General features: G+C 51.2%; 15 protein-coding genes and 1 pseudogene. 3 read left to right on the top strand and 13 right to left on the bottom strand.

Annotated elements, in window-relative coordinates; translation table 11 throughout:
- Positions 1–441 precede the first annotated feature (441 nt).
- A complete protein-coding gene (locus ACJHWK_RS09905; RefSeq protein WP_000340206.1) occupies positions 442–2,178 on the bottom strand; it encodes a potassium/proton antiporter in 1,737 nt (578 codons plus the stop codon).
- 94 nt (positions 2,179–2,272) lie between these two features.
- Entirely contained in the window at positions 2,273–3,187 is a 915-nt protein-coding gene (gene ldcA / locus ACJHWK_RS09910; RefSeq protein WP_001522919.1) for a muramoyltetrapeptide carboxypeptidase, read from the bottom strand.
- Between the two features lie 99 nt (positions 3,188–3,286).
- Between ldcA and emtA the strand changes: the two genes are divergently transcribed.
- Entirely contained in the window at positions 3,287–3,898 is a 612-nt protein-coding gene (gene emtA / locus ACJHWK_RS09915) for a membrane-bound lytic murein transglycosylase EmtA (RefSeq protein ID WP_001295616.1), read from the top strand.
- A 1-nt stretch (position 3,899) separates the two neighbouring features.
- On the opposite strand, the gene ACJHWK_RS09920 is transcribed toward emtA, so the two are convergent.
- On the bottom strand, positions 3,900–4,634 hold the full coding sequence (locus ACJHWK_RS09920) for a flagellar brake protein (protein WP_001522922.1): 735 nt from the start codon (positions 4,632–4,634) through the stop codon (positions 3,900–3,902).
- Between the two features lie 200 nt (positions 4,635–4,834).
- Here ACJHWK_RS09920 and ACJHWK_RS09925 point away from each other — a divergent pair, with 200 nt between their 5' ends.
- The gene (locus ACJHWK_RS09925) at positions 4,835–5,089 is read left to right on the top strand and encodes a GlsB/YeaQ/YmgE family stress response membrane protein (RefSeq protein WP_000511315.1); all 255 of its coding nucleotides are present in this window, start codon (positions 4,835–4,837) and stop codon (positions 5,087–5,089) included.
- A 49-nt stretch (positions 5,090–5,138) separates the two neighbouring features.
- On the opposite strand, the gene ACJHWK_RS09930 is transcribed toward ACJHWK_RS09925, so the two are convergent.
- The 10 genes and pseudogenes from ACJHWK_RS09930 to dhaK form a co-directional block, all read right to left on the bottom strand.
- The gene (locus ACJHWK_RS09930; protein WP_001522926.1) at positions 5,139–7,109 is read right to left on the bottom strand and encodes a TonB-dependent receptor plug domain-containing protein; all 1,971 of its coding nucleotides are present in this window, start codon (positions 7,107–7,109) and stop codon (positions 5,139–5,141) included.
- A gap of 25 nt (positions 7,110–7,134) precedes the next feature.
- Positions 7,135–7,989, bottom strand: a complete 855-nt coding sequence (gene modD, locus ACJHWK_RS09935; RefSeq protein ID WP_000576826.1) for a ModD protein — start codon at positions 7,987–7,989, stop codon at positions 7,135–7,137.
- Positions 7,986–8,798: a class I SAM-dependent methyltransferase gene (locus tag ACJHWK_RS09940; protein ID WP_000903985.1), complete on the bottom strand. Its 813-nt coding sequence runs from the start codon at positions 8,796–8,798 to the stop codon at positions 7,986–7,988. The genes modD and ACJHWK_RS09940 overlap by 4 nt, the downstream gene beginning before the upstream one ends.
- A gap of 9 nt (positions 8,799–8,807) precedes the next feature.
- Complete coding sequence (locus ACJHWK_RS09945) at positions 8,808–9,566, bottom strand: ABC transporter ATP-binding protein (RefSeq protein WP_000173311.1); 759 nt, start codon at positions 9,564–9,566, stop codon at positions 8,808–8,810.
- Entirely contained in the window at positions 9,563–10,543 is a 981-nt protein-coding gene (locus tag ACJHWK_RS09950; protein ID WP_001261253.1) for a FecCD family ABC transporter permease, read from the bottom strand. The genes ACJHWK_RS09945 and ACJHWK_RS09950 overlap by 4 nt, the downstream gene beginning before the upstream one ends.
- Positions 10,543–11,565 (bottom strand): iron ABC transporter substrate-binding protein, encoded by a 1,023-nt coding sequence (locus ACJHWK_RS09955; RefSeq protein ID WP_000060130.1) that lies wholly within the window; start codon positions 11,563–11,565, stop codon positions 10,543–10,545. Before ACJHWK_RS09955 ends, ACJHWK_RS09950 begins: the two co-directional genes overlap by 1 nt.
- Positions 11,566–11,895: 330 nt before the next feature.
- Positions 11,896–13,593, bottom strand: a pseudogene (gene treA / locus ACJHWK_RS09960) (alpha,alpha-trehalase).
- Positions 13,594–13,913: 320 nt separating this feature from the next.
- Positions 13,914–15,332, bottom strand: a complete 1,419-nt coding sequence (dhaM, locus tag ACJHWK_RS09965; RefSeq protein ID WP_001522930.1) for a dihydroxyacetone kinase phosphoryl donor subunit DhaM — start codon at positions 15,330–15,332, stop codon at positions 13,914–13,916.
- Between the two features lie 10 nt (positions 15,333–15,342).
- Positions 15,343–15,975, bottom strand: coding sequence for a dihydroxyacetone kinase subunit DhaL (gene dhaL, locus ACJHWK_RS09970; RefSeq protein ID WP_001522931.1), 633 nt, complete (start codon positions 15,973–15,975; stop codon positions 15,343–15,345).
- Between the two features lie 10 nt (positions 15,976–15,985).
- Positions 15,986–17,056 carry a dihydroxyacetone kinase subunit DhaK gene (dhaK, locus tag ACJHWK_RS09975; protein ID WP_000733684.1) on the bottom strand — a complete coding sequence of 357 codons (1,071 nt, stop codon included), beginning with the start codon at positions 17,054–17,056 and terminating at the stop codon, positions 15,986–15,988.
- Positions 17,057–17,283: 227 nt separating this feature from the next.
- Between dhaK and dhaR the strand changes: the two genes are divergently transcribed.
- Entirely contained in the window at positions 17,284–19,203 is a 1,920-nt protein-coding gene (gene dhaR / locus ACJHWK_RS09980) for a dihydroxyacetone kinase operon transcriptional regulator DhaR (RefSeq protein ID WP_170886421.1), read from the top strand.
- Positions 19,204–19,259 lie beyond the last annotated feature (56 nt).

The raw sequence follows: 19,259 nt of genomic DNA on the forward strand, positions 1-19,259 counted from the left end.
GAATGTGGTCACCGCAAAGGTGCCACAGGACGTCACTTGCGCTGATATAACGACTCATCGTTGACTTTTTCCCTTGGTCAGAAATGCCGTGTCGGGTCTGGTACATGCTGTATTACGGCCCAGGCAGCTCTGACGTATTAAAGAAAATACGAGAGCGAACGACCCGGAAATAATCGTTATTAAGCAAAGGAATAACTATAAGAAATCGCTCATGCATCCGGTGCTTCTTCACCTGTTGCAGTCAGAAGAAGCCATTACGCTGACTTTCTTGAGCCGGTGTTTTGAGTTGATTGGCCAGAGCCTGCAATGGTTTGTCATCCATAATTTAACCTTCTTCTGATGTTGGAATGTGCATATCAAAATCAGGAAATGACAAGTTTATATGCAGGCTCAGGCTGCGTTCGCAAAGCATCGCATCCGGCGATAGATGCTGTATTAAATTTAAGATTCAGCTTCCTCTTCTGCCACCCGTACGCCAATCTTCAACACTTCATTATCTTCTTTCTCGGCCACCGTCCAGATCATTCCGGCAAACTCTACCTGGTCTCCGACAACCGGTGCCGCGCCTAACAACTGCTGGACAATTTCACCCAGCGTTTGCTGCTTATCACGATATTCTCGCCCGTCTTCCAGGCCATATATCAGCGCCACATCAGCATATTTAGCGCTGGCTTCGAGAATGAAGTCACCAAAGAAGCGTTGATCCAGCGCGACAGGTGGCGACTGGCTGAACAGTTTACCGAGCGCCGGGAGATCGCGTTCCCGACCAATTACACACAACACATCGCCTTCGCGCAGTCGGGTGCTGCCGGTAGGATGAAGCAACTGGTTATCACGAAACAGTGCCGCAATACGCGTCTCTTTTGGCATATGGAGATCACGCAGTGCCGCGCCCACGCACCATTTATCGGCACTCAACTGATAAACAAACTGCTCCCACGGATTTTCCGGATGAATATCCAGACCAACGCGTGACACCGGACGTCCCACTGGCGGAACGACCACTTTGGCTTTTTTCGCCGCCCACGAGAGTGATGTCCCCTGCAAGAGTAGTGAAACCAGAACCACAAAGAAGGCGACATTAAAGAACAGACGCGCATTCTCCAGCCCCGCCATCATCGGGAACACGGCCAGGATGATTGGCACCGCGCCGCGTAATCCCACCCAGCTGATAAACACGCGCTCACGCAGATTGAAGCCACGAAACGGTAGCAATCCGGCAAATACCGAAAGAGGACGGGCGAAGAAAATCATCCATGCGGACAAAATGAGCGCCGGAATGGCAATAGGCAGCAGATCGCTTGGGTTAACCAACAGCCCCAGCACCAGGAACATGGCGATTTGTGCCAGCCAGGCAAGGCCGTCGAAATTTTGCAGGATGCCGTAGCGGTTGCGAATCGGCCGATTACCCAGCAGAAAACCGCACAGATAAACAGCCAGAATACCGCTACCTTCCAGCGCCGTGGTTAAAGCAAAAATTAAAATACCGCCGCTTAATGCCAGCAATGGATATAATCCGGCGGGCAGGGCGATGCGATTAATCATTTGCAGCAGTAAATAACCACCGCCAAGACCGATGACAATCCCGAGGCCAAATTGCTGCAGAATATCGACTACGAACATCCAACTGACACTGCTTTCATGTTGCTGGATCATCGCAATCAGGGTAATTGTCAGAAAGACCGCCATTGGATCATTACTGCCGGATTCAATTTCCAGCGTCGAGCCAACGCGTTCGTTAAGCCCCTTACCACCCAGCAGAGAAAATACCGCTGCAGCATCGGTGGAGCCGACGATAGCGCCGATTAATAAGCCTTCAATCAAATCAAGATTAAACAGCCACGCCGCCATCATGCCGGTTAAACCAGAGGTGATAAGCACGCCCAGCGTCGCCAGCGACAGCGCCGGTCCTAACGCCACACGAAAGGAACTGGCCTGAGTGCGCATCCCGCCGTCGAGCAAAATAATCGCCAGCGCCAGGTTACTTACCATGTAGGCGAAGGGATAATTATCAAACGGGATACCGCCGACGCCATCGACTCCCGCCAGCATGCCGATCGCCAGAAAAATAACCAGAATAGGAATGCCAAGACGGGAAGAAAATGAACTAAGTAATATACTGCTGGTGACAAGGATGGATCCTAAGATGAAAAGGCTAATTATTGTTGTGGCATCCAACGGTCGGTTACTCCTGATTACGCTGTCTCTTATATAAACCCTACCATATTAGCGGCAGAGACAGCGTTTTACTTAGCCCTGAAGCGTGATTTTTTTACATTTTAAGAACAGGATGACCGCTAATCGTCAACTGAGTGCCTTCCCGGGTGTTAGTAAGAATGGCATGTGCGCCCAACGGCAGCGTAACCGTGCGTGGTTCATGACCAAAATCGAGGCCGGTAATGAGTGGAATCGACAGGCGGGAACGCAAAAACGCGTACACTGACTCCAGGTTGTAACCTGCGTCATAATCATTGGGCGTGCTGCCGCTAAAGCTACCGAGAATAATCGCCTTCTGACGTGGCAAAATTCCAGCATGATAGAGCTGCAACAGCATACGTTCGACGCGGAAAGGATGCTCGTTAATATCTTCCAGCACCAGAATACCGTTTTCGATTTGCGGCATCCACGGTGTACCAATCAGTGAAATCAGCATCGCGAGATTGCCTCCCCATAACGTGCCTTCGGTCTGACATGTCGGGCCTTCCCCTTGCCATTCAATGGTGAAGGTTTCATTGCGTAACGCCAGCCAGAAATGGTGCTCGGTAAAGGCGTTCAGTTCATCCGCGCCAAAGTTTGCTACCAGCATGGGGCCGCTAAAGGTGATGACATTGCCATGCGCCAGAAGACCGCACTGAATGGCGGTAAAATCGCTATGTCCGCAAATGAGCAACGGGTCATGTTGTTGGCGAGCCACCAGTGCCTGCCAGTCAATATCCGCCAGTAAACGACTGGCACCGTAACCACCGCGTACAGCCAGCACGATGGTGTTGGGGGTAGTCAGTCTGGCAAGGGAATTGAGATCCTCCAGACGCTCCGTTTCCGTACCCGCAAAACGCTCACAACGACGGGCAATAACCTCGACGTTATTGACCTGATGCCCCGCGTCGGTAAGGCGCTGGATACCACGCAGCGCATCGTGTTGTTTTATGCAGTAACCCGATGGGGCAATTAAGTGAAACAGAGACATGGCAATTCCTTGCTGACAACAGAAACGAAATGTATATCATGCCGCTTAGGTGTGCCGTTGTCACCTCAACGGCGATTCCAGGCTATAAGGATAGAAGAAGTGAAATTAAGATGGTTTGCCTTTTTGATTGTGTTATTAGCGGGTTGTTCATCAAAGCATGACTACACGAACCCGCCGTGGAACGCGAAAGTTCCGGTGCAACGTGCGATGCAGTGGATGCCAATAAGCCAGAAAGCCGGTGCAGCCTGGGGCGTCGATCCACAATTGATCACAGCGATTATCGCTATCGAATCGGGTGGTAATCCGAATGCGGTGAGTAAATCGAATGCCATTGGTTTGATGCAGTTAAAAGCTTCAACCTCCGGACGTGATGTTTATCGCCGAATGGGCTGGAGTGGTGAGCCGACGACCAGCGAGCTGAAAAATCCGGAGCGTAATATTTCAATGGGGGCGGCTTACCTGAATATTCTGGAAACCGGCCCGCTGGCAGGTATTGAAGATCCGAAGGTACTGCAATATGCGCTGGTGGTGTCATACGCTAACGGGGCAGGTGCGCTGCTACGGACTTTCTCGTCAGATCGGAAAAAGGCGATCAGCAAAATCAACGATCTGGATGCTGACGAGTTCCTCGATCACGTAGCGCGAAATCATCCTGCGCCGCAGGCTCCGCGCTATATCTACAAACTTGAGCAGGCACTGGACGCGATGTAAATCAGTCGCGCACTTTGTCCGCTTTCTCCCGGGCTTCCCGCTCGAGAGAGAAAATAATCCGCTGTAATTGCCGCTCCACCGTCGGGCTGACGTTAAGAAAACGGAAGCTCAGACGGGGAGTGGTGATGGTTTCATTCTTGCTATCAATCACTTTGCGCTCGCTGATTGAGATTAACTGGGCGTCAAAGTGAAAAACACCCCATTGCCCCATGTTGACTTCAATCTGAGCGAAGCGCATGCCTTCGTGCAATCCGGCAGGCTTTGCTGTTTCCAGTAATGCACCCATGCCGCCTAACGACAAATCATACAGGCGGAAACGTAACGTACTGTTATCCGCCAGTTTGGTCTGGCAAAAATAAGGCGGATGGAGTGGGGCGGAGATGCGGAAATATCGGCGTCGTTGTACAAACCACAAGGTGGGAGGCGGTACGGTAATAAATGCCGGAAGCTGCAAGTATTCACTCTGCTGTAGTTGTTCAACAGTAAATTCGACTTTCGCGCCCTGGGTTTCGGCGGTAATGGTAATGTGCTGCGCCTTTAACACAGCGTTGTTATCTTCGGCTTGACTGCCGAAATCCAGCACCAGTTTATCCGGGGTTATTGCCAGTATTTTGCTGATCAGCTGCCCGCCATTCCAACTGATACGCAAAGGAATTGCGGCTTTGTGCAAATCGCGTAACACGCCCAGGACGGCTAACGGATTTTGTTTCAGGAACTGCTCATGGTAATGACTCACGCGGAAAAACTCCTGACTGACAAACTGTCTTTGGTTTATCGGTCACAGTTAACAAAACTTAATACAAATGCGTGAATATTTTTTACATGTTGTTCTTAAATCAGCCGACATACGCCCAGCATCGATTCCGCCCTTGCCTATACTTAGAGCGTTGACGTAAGCATTTCTTGCGTCCGATTCATCGAAACGAGGGCCTGAACATGGGAATTATTGCCTGGATTATTTTTGGCCTGATAGCCGGCATTATCGCCAAGCTAATCATGCCGGGGCGTGATGGTGGTGGATTTTTCCTGACCTGTATTCTCGGGATAGTCGGTGCGGTGGTCGGCGGCTGGCTGGCGACCATGTTTGGCATTGGCGGCTCCATCAGTGGTTTTAATCTGCACAGCTTCCTGGTGGCGGTAGTGGGCGCTATCCTGGTGCTGGGCGTATTCCGCCTCCTGCGAAGAGAATAAGATTTTCATAAGGCGGATAGCGATACAGATGCCGCTATCCGCTTTCACATCAGAATGTATACTCGATACCTGCCCAGAAATTGCGACCTTCTTCAATAAACCCTTCACTGTAGGCATATTTGGTATCAAACAGGTTATTGACCGACGCATTGACGCTGAAGCCATGACCTAAGGTGTAATCGGCTCGAATGTGGGTCACCGCAAAACCGGCGGCTTTTTGTGAACCGTCACTGTTGCTGTAGCTGGAGGAACGCGCCTCTTCCGACAGCGTTACGCTTAACGGCTCCCACGGTTTGAGAGTCATCCATGCGGTCATTGTCTGCGTTGGCAGATCGGTTATCTTGCCGATGTCTTTGCGTTTGGCGTCAGCGTGGATCAGGGCGTAGCTCAATCCTACATCCAGTATATTGCTGATTTTCCCCTTAATACCGGCATCCAGACCGCTGTAATCCACCGTGCCGCTATTCTGATTTTGAATGGTATCGGCATCGATATTGTGCGAGAGGATGGCATCACTCACCCGGTTATAGTAAACGCTGACCTCAAACCCCCAGTCGTGCGTGAAGGCACCATTCCAGGTTAAATCCACCCCGCGCGCGCGTTCCGGTTTGAGCTGCGGGTTAACAATCGCTATCTGGTTATACGCAGGTTTGGACGTGGTATAGCGTTCTTTCAGCGTCGGAAAGCGTGTGCGGTCATAGTACGAAAGCGCCAGCGTGTCTTCATTGGCAAAGTGGTATTTCCCCATCACCTGCCAGTTAAAAGCTGACTGATTGTTGTCGTCATAATGGGTGATGCTGCCATCTTTCTCATGTTTTTTCGCTTCTACGCTATCGCGCCAGTCATAGCTGATTCCAGCCACGACATCGACATTATCGGCAGCAGCCCATTGATATTCACTGGCGAGCGACCAGGTACGATCTTCATAGCGATCGTAAGCGGCGTGCGGCGCACCTTTTTCCCGGTGTACGTCATCTTTCCAGTTAACGGCAAACGACAACAGATCGTTTTCACGCACATCGGCTGCCAGTTGTAACCCGGCACCGTCGCTGTAATCGGAATAATGGCTGTAGCTGCCTTTTTTATTTTTCAAATCAGCCAGCGAGTTGTACATCATTAGCGTATTTTCAAAGGTGTCGCGATACAGCCGACTTTTCAGGGTAAAACGATCGTTTAGTTGGGTCGTTCCCTGATAATAAAAACTTTCTTTGTCATACTCTGGCCACTGCCAGTAGCGTGATTTTTGACCACTATTTCCACTGTATGGCGGGTTATCTTTTTCACCATCCTGCTTAATGTAAGTCAATGTGTATTCATCGTTTTCGCGTGGTGTAAAACCGAGCTTCACAATGCCGCGTTTATCATCAGCCGATGAATTAATCATCTTGCCGTGTTTGCCTGCAATATCATTATTTACACCATGCGGCAGGCCGAGAAAATCCTGCTTTAGCTGGCTACCGCTGACTTGCAAATACCCCAGATCGCTGCTGGCGGCAAATGAAGCATGCATATCGTAGGCATTGTCCTGGCTACGGCTCCATCCCTGGCGATATCCCAGATTTGCTTCCAGAGGTTTTGTTGGCTTCTGGGTGGTGATATTAATGGCTCCGCCCATCTGATTAGGCCCCTGAAGCAGCGACGAATACCCTTTGGAAACTTCGACTGCCCCCAGATTGTTGGTCAGAATCCGCGCCAGATCGAGGTTGCCGTCATAGGGAACATAAATGGGCACACCGTCGAAATAGACCGGCACCTGCCGACTATCAAAGCCACGAACTTTTACCTGTTCTTCGTTGCGGCTGCCTGACTTTTGCAGCACCACACCGGGGACGACACTTAATGCCTGAGCGACATTCTGTTTATCCAGGGCCTTCATGGTGGGTTGATCGAGAATGGTGGTCGTCGTCGATGATACCGGACTGGACCATACGGTCAGCGAGTCGCTCTCCTGAGCCGCTACGGCCTGCTGGGTAAAGGCAAGTGATAATGCTGTGCAGAGATAACGTTTTTTGAGTCTCATAGAATAAATTCCGTTTAACAAAGAATTAAATAGAGGCTGCGGGTTGCAGACTGACTTTAATGTCAGCCGGTGTCGCGTAATAAGGCGCGGAGGTAATAAAAAGGCGAATGCCGCAGTCGAGGTAATTTTTGAGTGTTGTCAGATTAATTCCGCCGGTCAGAGCCAGCGTGCAGTGAGGAGCCAGCGACGGTGCTATTTGCGCAATTTCAGTTGCCTGTTGCGGATTAAATTTGTCGAGCTGAAGTACGTCTGGTTGCGCGCGTAACGCGGCGATTGCCTCTTTCGGCGTGTCGGCTTCAACAACTATTTTCTTCTCGGGTGCGTGGCGACGTAACTGATTGATTGCGCCTGACCAGTCCTGATTGTCATGAAGAAAATGGCGGTGGTTGGCAAACAATAATATGGTTTCCGCACATCCGGCACGATGAATCAGTCCTCCGGCAGCCAGAATTGCCTGCGAGGCCAGTAAGCGGGTGCCCGGAATTGCTTTTCGGGTGCAGGCGATATTGCCATCAGGGTAACGTTCACGAAGTAACGCCAGCATTTGAGCGAGATAATCAGAAACACCGCAACTCCACTCCAGCACATTCTGGACTGCCTTCCATCCCTGATGAAGTGCTGCGGCATTACCTTGCGCACGGATTAGCCGCTGACCCGCGTTCGCTTGTGAACCGTCGCTGACCGCGTCATCAATAGTTAATCCCAGCGTAGTTAACATCTTACACGCGACAGAAATGCCGCTGACGCAGCCGCCCTGACGGAGAAAAAACTCTATATAGCCATGCTGGTGTCCAATATTTAATGCTCGCGTGGTCAGGTCACCGCCCTGGATATCTTCCAGAAGTAACGCATCGATTTGTGCCTGAGAAAGGAAAATCATCGCAGTGCCTCTTGCGGTACGCTATCCCACCAGATGAGCGCCCAGTCGCGGCTGGCAGGGGCGAGGGCACGAGCATCTTGTTGTTGATACCAGCGATATAACCGCTCACGCTCATCGTCGTTAAGCGCGCCCAGACTCCAGCTGACGTTCTGCTCAAAACGTTCCCAGGTGCTGTTATCCTGTTGGCAATTTTGTCCACGGATAAAATCAACGTGAGCATAAATTCCCATCTGATACAGGACGTTGAGCGCAAAGATATAGTTGGGTAATTCGATCACTTCCCGACCAGCCGCCCGCTGAATGGCTGGAGAGACGAACGAGGTGCTGACCAGATGAGTCGTATAGACGCGAAGCCGTGCCTGATTATTCAGTTTGCTCATTGCCTGGCGCATATCAGCCACCAGAGTGGAGCGGGAAGCCACGGCAATATCGCAGCGTGGCAGGTCACTCCAGTCCTCTTCCCAGGCGCGCTGGATCCAGTGGACATTGTCTGCCTTTAGCGCGGCGGCGCGACGGGCGGCAACGTTCAGCATCCCCTGACTGTAATCAACGCCATAAATCGTCGTGAGTTTGGCCGCCAGCGCCAGCGATACGGTACCCGGTCCGCAGCCCATATCGAATAAGGTTTGCGCGCCTTGCAGGTCAATTTTTGAGGTCAGTTGTTGCAGGTAGCTGTCCGTAGGCGAGGCGCAATTTTCCGCCATTTTTTCCGCCCGTTGATCCCAGTGAGCCGGCGTTTTTTCTGTGCGGTGGGCCAGTTTGAGTTGCTGCAGGTAAAGGTCCGCAAAATCAATATCATCAATGAGCATGATTGTTCCTTAGTGGCTAATTGCAGAGAGGTGATGATGAATCTGGTCGGCAGAAACCCGGTACAGGGCAGCCAGTTTGTTCGTTGTTAACTGTTCGGTCGGTAAGCCTTGTGTTACTCGTCCATCTGGCTCTACCTGGATAATGCTGTCGGCAATGGCGTTGGCATGGAGCGGATGATGAGTCGACATTAGCATTGTCATGCCGTTATTTTTGAGCTGCGCCAGCGTGTCCAGTAGTTGGATCTGATGACCGAAATCGAGGCTGGAGGCAGGCTCATCCAGTAATAACAAGCGCGGTTGCTGGACGAGTGCACGGGCGATTAAAGCCAGCTGACGTTCACCGCCGCTAAGCGTATTCCAGCGTCGTGTCGCCAGATGCAAAATGCCCAGCTTTTCCAGTTGCTCCGTGGCTTTCAGGCGTTCTTGCTTACCGGGAACGGAAAAAGCGCCTATGGTGGGGGCCAGGCCCATCAACACCATATCCAGCACACTAAAAGCAAAAATGCCGTCGTGCGCCTGCGGCACCCAGGCAATAGCCTGCGCGCGCTGGCGATGGCTGAGTGTCTGCACAGGGAGGCTATCCAGTAAGATCTCGCCTTTTAATAACGGTATAACGCCAAGAATGGAGCGCATGAGTGTGGTTTTGCCGCAACCATTGGCTCCTAACAGACAACAAATTGTTCCTTGCGACAGGGTGAAGGACACGTCGCGTAGCACCGGATGGCGGGAGTAACCCAGAGACGCATGACGGACGGCAAGCAAAGTCAATGGCGACCTCCGCGTAACAACAAAAACAGGAAAAACGGTGCACCAACAAAAGCGGTCAGAATGCCAAGTGGGATTTCTGTTGTTCCAATGCTGCGTGCCAGCGTATCGGTAAGCAGGAGCAGAATCGCGCCAGTACACATTGCCATGGGCAACAGCTGCTGATGGTTATGACCGGTCAACAAGCGGGCAATGTGCGGAACGACCAGGCCGACCCAACCAATTATGCCCGCTATTGCTACCGTGCTGGCGGTGATTAGTGTGGCGCAGACAATTAATCCAAAGCGCAGACGTGTCACGTTCAGTCCCAGCGAACGGGCTTCGTCGTCGGAAAGCGTGAGTAAATTCATGCGCCAGCGGAGAAAAAACAGGGGCAAGGAGCCTATGAGAATGATCGGTGCAGCATAGCAGAGATCGCGTAAGGTCACGGTGGACAGCCCCCCCAGCAACCAGAAGGTAATTGACGGTAACTGGGTGTAAGGATCGGCCAGCGTTTTTATTAGCGATATCCCCGCTCCGCACAACGTTCCTAACGCAATGCCTACCAGCACCAGGGTTAAGATCGGATCGTGGCGGGTCACCCGACGCGTAATCAACCAGACGCCCGCGACCACCATCAGCCCGCCGCAAAATGCGTACAGCTGGATGTAAACAATGGATAATCCCCACAGGATTGCCGCGCAGGCACCAAGTCCGGCACCGGCGGAGACGCCTAAAATATCCGGTGACACTAAGGGATTACGGAACATTCCCTGATAGGTGGTTCCGGCCCCTGCCAGCGCCGCGCCCAGAAACAGCGCAGCAAGAATACGCGGCACGCGGATTTGCCAGAAGACAATTTGTTCCTGCACAGGAACATTTTCTTGACGCAGAATGAGCGCCAGCAGTTGCTGTATATCGAGATGATAAGCCCCACTTACGGCGGCAAAAGTGATACTGATAGCTGCCAGCAGCAAAATACATCCGTTTACGGTTCTCATTAGCTCGCCACCAATTTTTGATAGTCGGCGTCACTTAATGGGCAATGCCAGAACAGTTGGGCGTAATGCTGCATGTCACTTTTAAACTGGCGATTGATGGCGGGATCCAGCCAGGCGTGAAGTCTGCGTAATCCCAGAAGACGGTTGATTCCCGGCGGGGCATCCAGCCAGCCAAAGGGCAGGCCACTTAAAAATAAGATGCGTTGTTCCGCAACCGCTTTCACGCCCTGCCAGAGAGGATCACGACGAATAAAATCTGCAGTAACGGCCTCCTGAACCAGAATAATATCCGGCTGCCAGCGCAGGAGATTTTCCATGGAAACCTGTGTCAGACCGTGGCGATCGGCTATTTGCGCGACGTTGTGCAAACCTAATAATTCCGCCGCCTCGGTATGCAACGAACCCTGTAAGCCCGTTTCCAGCCCTCGAGGACCGCGCGCAGCATAAAAGCTGAGGTTAGCGGCGGGTGAGGTGGCGAATGCCTGAGCTTCACCAACGAAGCGGCTGGCGAGATTGGCTTGTTCTGCGGTGCGGTGCTCTTCGCCTAACGTTTTGCCAAGCGTTGTTAACTGTTCTGCTGATTGTTCCAGTTTCCCGTTAAGCAATAACCAGGGTATTTGTGTCTGTTCGCTAACCTGCCGTGCCAGGGAGATCCAGGTTTCATCCGTATTGCCGCAATCAACGACCAAATCGGGATGTAACGCCATAAGCCCTTCCAGCGAGAGTGTGCTGGCGCGCCCGGCGAGTCGTCCCAGCCTGGGGAACTGGCGAATGTGCTCTGGCAATGGAATTAATGCCTGACGGGCAAAATCAAAAGAGGAAAAACCGACCATTTTTTCTGGCGCGACAGCCAGCAATAGTAAATCGGCGGGCGCGCCTGCGCTGACGATGCGTGTAATGTTTTGGGCTTCGGGAAGCGTCAGTGAGGCCCAGAATTTGACTGATTGTGCAAAGGACGGCAGATGATGCAGGAACAATGTCGACGCAAGAATCTGTGTAAACCTCCGTCTGGTTAGTGACATAAGTTATATCCTGATAATAAAAACCGCTATATATTTACATATATATCGAAAAAAATCATGTTTGATGTCAAAATTTGTCTAAAGAGACAGAATGATTTGCTTGTTGCTTAAATAACACTTTGTTCCACAAGAAAATTGTCAGGGAGAATGGCGGAGTGGCGAAAAATATAAATAGAGGTGTAATGATTAACAAATTGATAAAATAAAATTAAAATCTTCTCTGATAAAAGAAAATAAAGGCATAGACCGTAGAATGGGGGGCATTTCGTGGCGAAAAAAGAGCAATGCCAATTTTATGCACATAATGGCATTGCTCGATATACAGCAAAGTTAAGGCGTAGGTTCCGCCTCTTTTTGTTTTACCGGCTGTGTTGTTGATTCACTGAGTGGACGCGTCGCCGGAACATTGTCACACGGTTGCTCTTTCGGGCAGATCAAATCCAGCATTTTCAGCGTCACGCCATTGGTCCAGCCAAAGCCATCCTGTAATGGATATTCGCCACCGCCGCCCCCTGTTCCGGTGGTGCTGACATCATATTTCTCGACCAGCTTCTTCTCCCGGTCATAAGTGTGCTGAACATTGGTCAGGAAGTGCCAGCTAATGTCCATCGCCACCTCGTTCTGCCCGTAGTTTTGCAACCCTTCTGTCGCCACCCATTGCAGGGGAGCCCAGCCATTTGGCGCATCCCATTGCTGTCCACTTTTCACCGACGTGGTGTTCAGGCCGCCTGGTTGCAGCAGATGTGTTTTCGTCGCCGTCGCCATTTTGTTGGCGCGATCTTTCGCTGCCGCATTGACGTACAGCGGGAACAGGGCGGCAGCGGTTAACTGATTGCGCACTTTATGACTTTTCAGGTCGTAATCGGCATACCAGCCTTGTTGATCGTTCCACAGGTATTTTTCGATCCCTTTTTGACGGGCATTCGCCAGCGTTTCGTACTGGTTTGCCATCGCGTTATCTCCGGAAGCTTTGCTGGCGCGGGCGAGGATTTTTTCCATTTTAAACATCAGGCTGTTCAGATCGACCGGTACGATGCTGGTGGTGCGTAAGGTATTTAACTGCTGCGGATTGTCCATCCAGCGCGAGCTGAAATCCCAGCCAGACGCAGCGGCAGAGCGCAGGTCGCGGTAAATTTCAGTGGCAGGTCGATTCGGATTGCTTTTGGCGGTGGCAATATCTTCCACCCATGACTCTGGTCGTGGCGTATCGCGATCGTCCCAGTAGCGGTTGAGAAGGGTACCATCCTGAAGTTTTACAACGCGTTTTTCCTGTTGTCCGGCTTGCAGGTTTTCAACACCGTCCATCCAGTAAGCATATTCTTTTTGCATTTGCGGCAGGTATTGCTTCAACGCGGCATCGCCTTCATGCTGCGCCAGTAACTCTACCATCAGGGCAAAGAAGGGCGGCTGCGAGCGACTTAAATAGTAACTGCGGTTGCCGTTGGGAATATGACCGTAAGTGTCTATTTCATGAGCAAAATTGGCCACCATATCCGCGACTTTATCCCAGTGGCCGCTTTCGGCAAGCCCCAGCATGGTGAAGTAACTGTCCCAGTAATACACTTCGCGAAAACGTCCTCCCGGCACGACATAGGGTTCCGGTAACGGCAACAGAGAATCCTATTTCTCGGTACTTTCGGTAGAACGGGTTAACACCGGCCAAAGTCCGTCTATATGTTCGCGCAGTGACTGCCCCTTTGGAGGCACATATTTCTCTCCCTCTTTCGGCAGGGTGAAATTGACGTTAACGAAATGGCGCAGATCAAATCCGCTCTGGTTTTGCTGCATCCGATAATCAGCAAGGATCATCAGCGGATCGCTGTTCGGCACGGCATCTGCAAAGGTTTTTTGGTCCGGAAAAAGTTTGGCGTTTTGCACATCATTAAACAGCGGCCCTAATAAAATATCAGGCGGCTGTGGCGTTACCGGTGTTTCTTCTGCCTGCACCGATAGCGCAGCGAAACACAAAAAGATGCAGGCTGGAATTAACGCCATTTTTAGCGGGCGAGAAGCTGCGGGGGATTTCATCAATCATTCTCCTTTGGCGAAACCGAATAAAACGGTATTCAAGTATCAGAAAACCTTAGTTCAGGATCGCACTAGCTGCATGATCGAAATCTCATTCTGCGAACGGTCAGGCATTTTAGAAAAGGGAATTAAAGGGATAAATAACGTCGAAGTAGAGTGATCAAATAACGTCTGTTTGTTAGCCAGCCAGCGGAGTTGGGTTCGCGATTAGCGCAGAAAAAATCATCATGATTTGGTAAAAAATATAACAGGTAGTTAAAAATCATCCGTGCAGAGTAAATAGCCGGATGGCATCAGAACGATGCCATCCGAACGGTGGTTTAACCCTGACGGCTGAAACGTTGCGTTTTAACGTCCAGCGTTAGCGTTTCTTCTGGTTGTATCGCATACAGTTTCTCACCCTGCTGGCAAATCCAGCCAATCCCCAGTTCACGGGCGATCAGGGCGCTGTGGGATAGCGGACTTCCGGCGCTAAGGCAGATACCTTTTACAACCGCCGGATCCAGTTGCAGTATTGTGGAGGGATAGATGTTCTCCGCCAGTAGAATAGTTGGCGAGTTAAACTGCGGGAGTTCTTCTTTCGTTTGGGTCAGGTGGACTAGGGTGCGATGCAGAAGATCGTCCACATCAATATAGCGAGCCTGTAGATATTCATCATCCAGTTGCTGGTATTGCTGGCTAAGTTCTTTAAGAACTTGCTGCCAGGCATATTCTGCCGTGCAATGTTCGTGCTGAAGGAGTTCGCTTGCCGCCGCCAGCAGTTCCGGATCATCTAACAGTGTATGGTGACCAGAAAAGATTGCGGCAATATCGTCAAGCCCGCTGGCTTCTGCTTTCGCTGTTAACGTCATCAGATCTAATAACGTGAAGTCAATGGCCTGGCGTAATCGTTCTTGTTCTTCATCCACGGTCAGGGTTGATTTTGCCTGTACCGTACATAAAACCGGTTGATAATAAAAGGCTTTACCCGAAACAGGCGGAACGGGACGCAGAATAGGTGGAGCAACTTCCTCCGTTTCACCAAAGTTATCTTCAGCCAGCTGACGGAAAGCGATCAGTGCCTCTTCAGCTTCTGGCCCTTTCGCAATCAGGCGCAGCGTATCGTTATAACGAACTTGTAGTAACGCAATCTGGTTAATACTCTCCGGTGTGACGCATTTGCCGTTTTTCTCCAGCAACATATCGGCATTAAATGTCGATAATGTATAAACCAGCCGGGAGGCCGGACGTACATGCAGGCCGTTACGGTTTTTTATGACCACCGCCAGAGAACGGGCTTCTTCATCGTACGGAGGACATGTGTCAGAGATTTCAGTGTCGGAGGAGGGTAAACCCAGTTGTTCACGTTTGGCTTCCAGCGCATGCATGGCGTCAAAGATAACTTTGTCGATCTCCGCCCCCGAGGCCGCGCTGACCGTTGCTGCCAGTGTACCTTCGACCAACGGTGCAGCACACAAACGTACTTTTGCGGCGATCTCGGGAGCCAGCAATTCCAGCGCAGTTTCAGCACTCAATAATGCGCTACCCATATCCATCATGACCAGCACATGGTCGGTATCGGCAACAGATTCGATGGCCTCCATCACTTTGACGGCATCGGTACCAATGGGATTTTGTGGATCGTCAATTCCCGCGGCAATGGCGATTTTACAACTATCACCCATTAACATCTGACGGGCTAATTCACCGACACCTTCTCCCAGTCGGCTGCTATGTGAAACTATGACCAGGTTTACCATCACCAATTCCTTACTCTTTTGCGGCTAACGCCAACATTTTCATCATAAACATCACCGAGGTCGCGCCGGGATCCTGGTGACCAATACTGCGTTCACCGAGATAACTGGCGCGGCCTTTGCGGGCTTGCATCGTAATCGTACTTTGTGCAGCGGATTCGGCGATGCTACTGGCAGCGTCGAGCGCCGCCGGAACAGAGAGATTTTGCTCGCAGGACTGACGTAACGATTCCACCACCGGCACCCACACATCACACATGGTTTTATCGCCAGGTTCGGCTTTCCCGCGACTGATTACGCCGTCCGCGCCATCGCGGAACATCTGATAAAGCTCTTCCAGCGTCAGGCTTTGCCGTGCCTGGGTCGCCTGTGCGGCGCGGATAAAGAAGGTACCGAACAGCGGACCACTGGCACCTCCGACGCTGGAAAGTAGCGTCATGCCGGTATTCTTGAGAATGAAACCGATATCTTTATCTGCGATAGCAGGGAGTTTTTCCACCACTTTGCTAAAGCCTCGATTCATATTAAGCCCGTGGTCAGCGTCGCCAATCTCGCGATCCAGTCCGGTAAGATACTCGCTCTCGGTGCTGAAAATATCGCCACAACGAGTGAGCCAGTTAACAATTTGAGTTCTGCTCAGTGACATTGCTTTCTCCTTATTTACCCCAGTTAAGGGCCGGGGTGTGGACCGGGGCGTCCCAGAGTGCCAGCGTTTCGTCATCAACTTTCAGTAAGGTGATTGAGAAACCGGTCATATCCAGTGAGGTGCAGTACGCGCCAATTAAATTACGTTCGATAGTCAATCCTGCTTGCTGGCAACGTGTGGTCAGGCGGTTATAGACGCCGTATAGCTCAGAAAGCGGAGTTGCGCCAAGATTGTTAACCAGCGCAATCACCCGATCGCCAGACTGGAGCGGTTGTTTGGTTTGTGGTTCTTCCTGCCAGCTGCCTTGTTGATAATCCCAGAAACGCAAAGTGCGATGGTATGAGCCATTTTCCAGCAGGGTGTCGAACATTTCATCGACGGTTTGATCAAGGGAAGAGAAGGGACGGCGGTCAATACCTGGCTCACCATGAATGCCGACGCCAAACTCCATCTCATTGTCCGCCAGGGTAAAAGAAGGTTTGCCCGCGGCAGGAACGGTACAGGCACCGAGAGCAATACCTATTGAGTGGCCTTGATTATTCAACTTACGCCCCAGTTCCGCACAGGCGTCCAGTGAGTCGCCACGCTCCGCCGCTGCGCCTACGAGTTTTTCAATTAATACGGTGATGGCAACGCCGCGCCGCCCGGCGGTATAAAGACTGTCTTTTACTGCAACGTCGTCATCAATGACCACAGTGGTCACTTTTACGCCGCTATCGTGCAGTAACTCGGTTGCTGTTTCGAAGTTAAGAATATCGCCGGTGTAATTTTTGATAATCAACAGTACACCTTCGCCGCCATCAATTTGCATGGCGCATTCAAAGATTTTATCGGGCGTCGGTGAGGTGAAAATTTCGCCCGGACAGGCCCCCGAAAGCATCCCCTGACCGATATAACCACAATGCATCGGCTCGTGTCCGCTGCCGCCACCCGACAGCAGGGCGACTTTACCTGCAACGGGGGCATCAGCTCGGGTGACATACACCGGATCCTGGTGCAGTATCAGCGATGGATGCGCTTTCGCTAGTCCTGCCAGTTGTTCGTCCAGTACGTCTTGCACATCATTGATCAATTTTTTCATTATTTTGCTCCAGCAATTACGGTAGGGCATGGATGATGTTCAACGACACGGCGACCACTGACTGCCGATGAATCCATTGTGCATCAGGCAAGGGAAAAGAAAATTAGCCCAAATTATGTTTCATAGTGAAACATATTCTTTAATGAATGTTCCATATTGAAACTTTTACGTGTATTAATACTTAAAATTGCGAGCCGGAACACCTTTTGTCATAAGGGATGCGGGATATGAGTAGCGCTTTTAACAACGATGGTCGGGACATATCTCCCTTAATTGCAACCTCCTGGGAGCGATGCATTAAGCTGATGAAACGGGAGACATGGAACGTACCACACCAGGCCCAGGGCGTGACATTTGCGTCTATTTATCGGCGTAAGAAAGCGATGCTGACGCTCGGGCAGGCTGCGCTGGAAGATGCCTGGGAATATATGGCACCGCGAGAGTGTGCGCTGTTTATCCTCGATGAAACCGCCTGCATTCTCAGCCGTAATGGCGATCCGCAAACCTTGCAGCGGCTAAGTGCACTGGGATTCAATGACGGCACGTATTGCGCCGAGGGAATTATTGGTACTTGTGCGCTATCGTTAGCGGCTATCTCTGGTCAGGCCGTGAAAACGATGGCCGATCAACATTTCAAACAGGCACTCTGGAACTGGGCCTTTTGTGCAACGCCGTTGTTTGACAGCAAGGGCCGATTGACGGGAACAATAGCGCTGGCGTGTCCGGTTGAGCAAACTACCGCAGCTGATTTGCCGTTGACGTTGGCAATCGCCCGAGAGGTCGGTAATTTACTGCTGACGGACAGTTTGCTCGCTGAAACTAACCGTCATTTAAATCAACTTAATGCCCTGTTAGAAAGTATGGATGATGGCGTGATTAGCTGGGACGAGCAGGGTAATTTGCAATTTATCAACGCCCAGGCGGCGCGGGTCTTGCGCCTTGACGCGACGGCAAGTCAGGGAAGGGCAATCACTGAACTCTTAACGTTACCCGCCGTATTGCAACAAGCAATAAAACAGGCACATCCGCTCAAACACGTAGAAGCAACCTTTGAAAGTCAGCATCAGTTTATTGATGCGGTGATAACCCTTAAACCGATAATAGAAACGCAGGGAACCAGCTTTATTTTGTTGCTCCATCCTGTGGAACAGATGCGGCAGTTAATGACCAGTCAATTAGGAAAAGTCAGCCATACTTTCGCTCATATGCCACAAGAGGATCCGCAAACCCGCCGCTTGATTCATTTTGGTCGCCAGGCGGCGCGCAGTAGCTTTCCTGTCCTGCTTTGTGGAGAGGAGGGCGTGGGCAAGGCACTGCTAAGTCAGGCAATTCATAATGAAAGCGAGCGTGCAGCGGGGCCTTATATTGCCGTCAATTGTGAGTTATATGGTGATGCGGCGCTGGCGGAAGAATTTATTGGTGGCGATCGCACGGATAATGAAAATGGCCGTCTGAGTCGGCTGGAACTGGCGCACGGCGGCACGCTGTTTCTTGAAAAGATTGAATATCTGGCGGTGGAGTTACAGTCTGCTTTGCTTCAGGTTATCAAGCAGGGTGTTATCACGCGACTGGATGCGCGGCGTTTAATACCCATTGATGTCAAAGTGATTGCCACAACGACCGCGGACCTCGCAATGCTGGTGGAACAAAATCGCTTTAGTCGCCAGCTGTATTACGCGCTGCATGCATTTGAAATTACCATCCCGCCTCTGCGTATGCGGCGTGGCAGCATTCCGGCGCTGGTGAATAACAAATTACACAGTCTTGAAAAACGCTTCTCTACGCGGCTGAAAATTGATGACGATGCCCTCGCTCGCCTGGTTTCCTGTGCATGGCCTGGCAACGATTTTGAACTTTACAGCGTCATCGAGAATCTTGCTCTGAGTAGTGATAACGGGCGCATTCGCGTCAGTGATTTACCTGAACATCTGTTTACCGAGCAGGCGACAGATGATGTCAGCGCCACCCGCCTTTCCACCAGTCTGTCATTTGCGGAAGTTGAAAAAGAGGCAATTATTAACGCAGCCCAGGTCACAGGCGGTCGCATTCAGGAAATGTCGGCTTTACTTGGAATCGGCCGCACTACGCTGTGGCGGAAAATGAAGCAACATGGCATTGATGCAGGGCAGTTTAAGCGCCGGGTATGAAAGACAGAAACGATTTATGATACATCAGAGTGATCTGTATTTCATTCCGGCGCACG

Origin of the sequence: Escherichia sp. WS547 (assembly GCF_046486065.1) — a bacterium.
In the GTDB taxonomy this organism is placed as follows: Bacteria; Pseudomonadota; Gammaproteobacteria; order Enterobacterales; family Enterobacteriaceae; genus Escherichia; species Escherichia coli.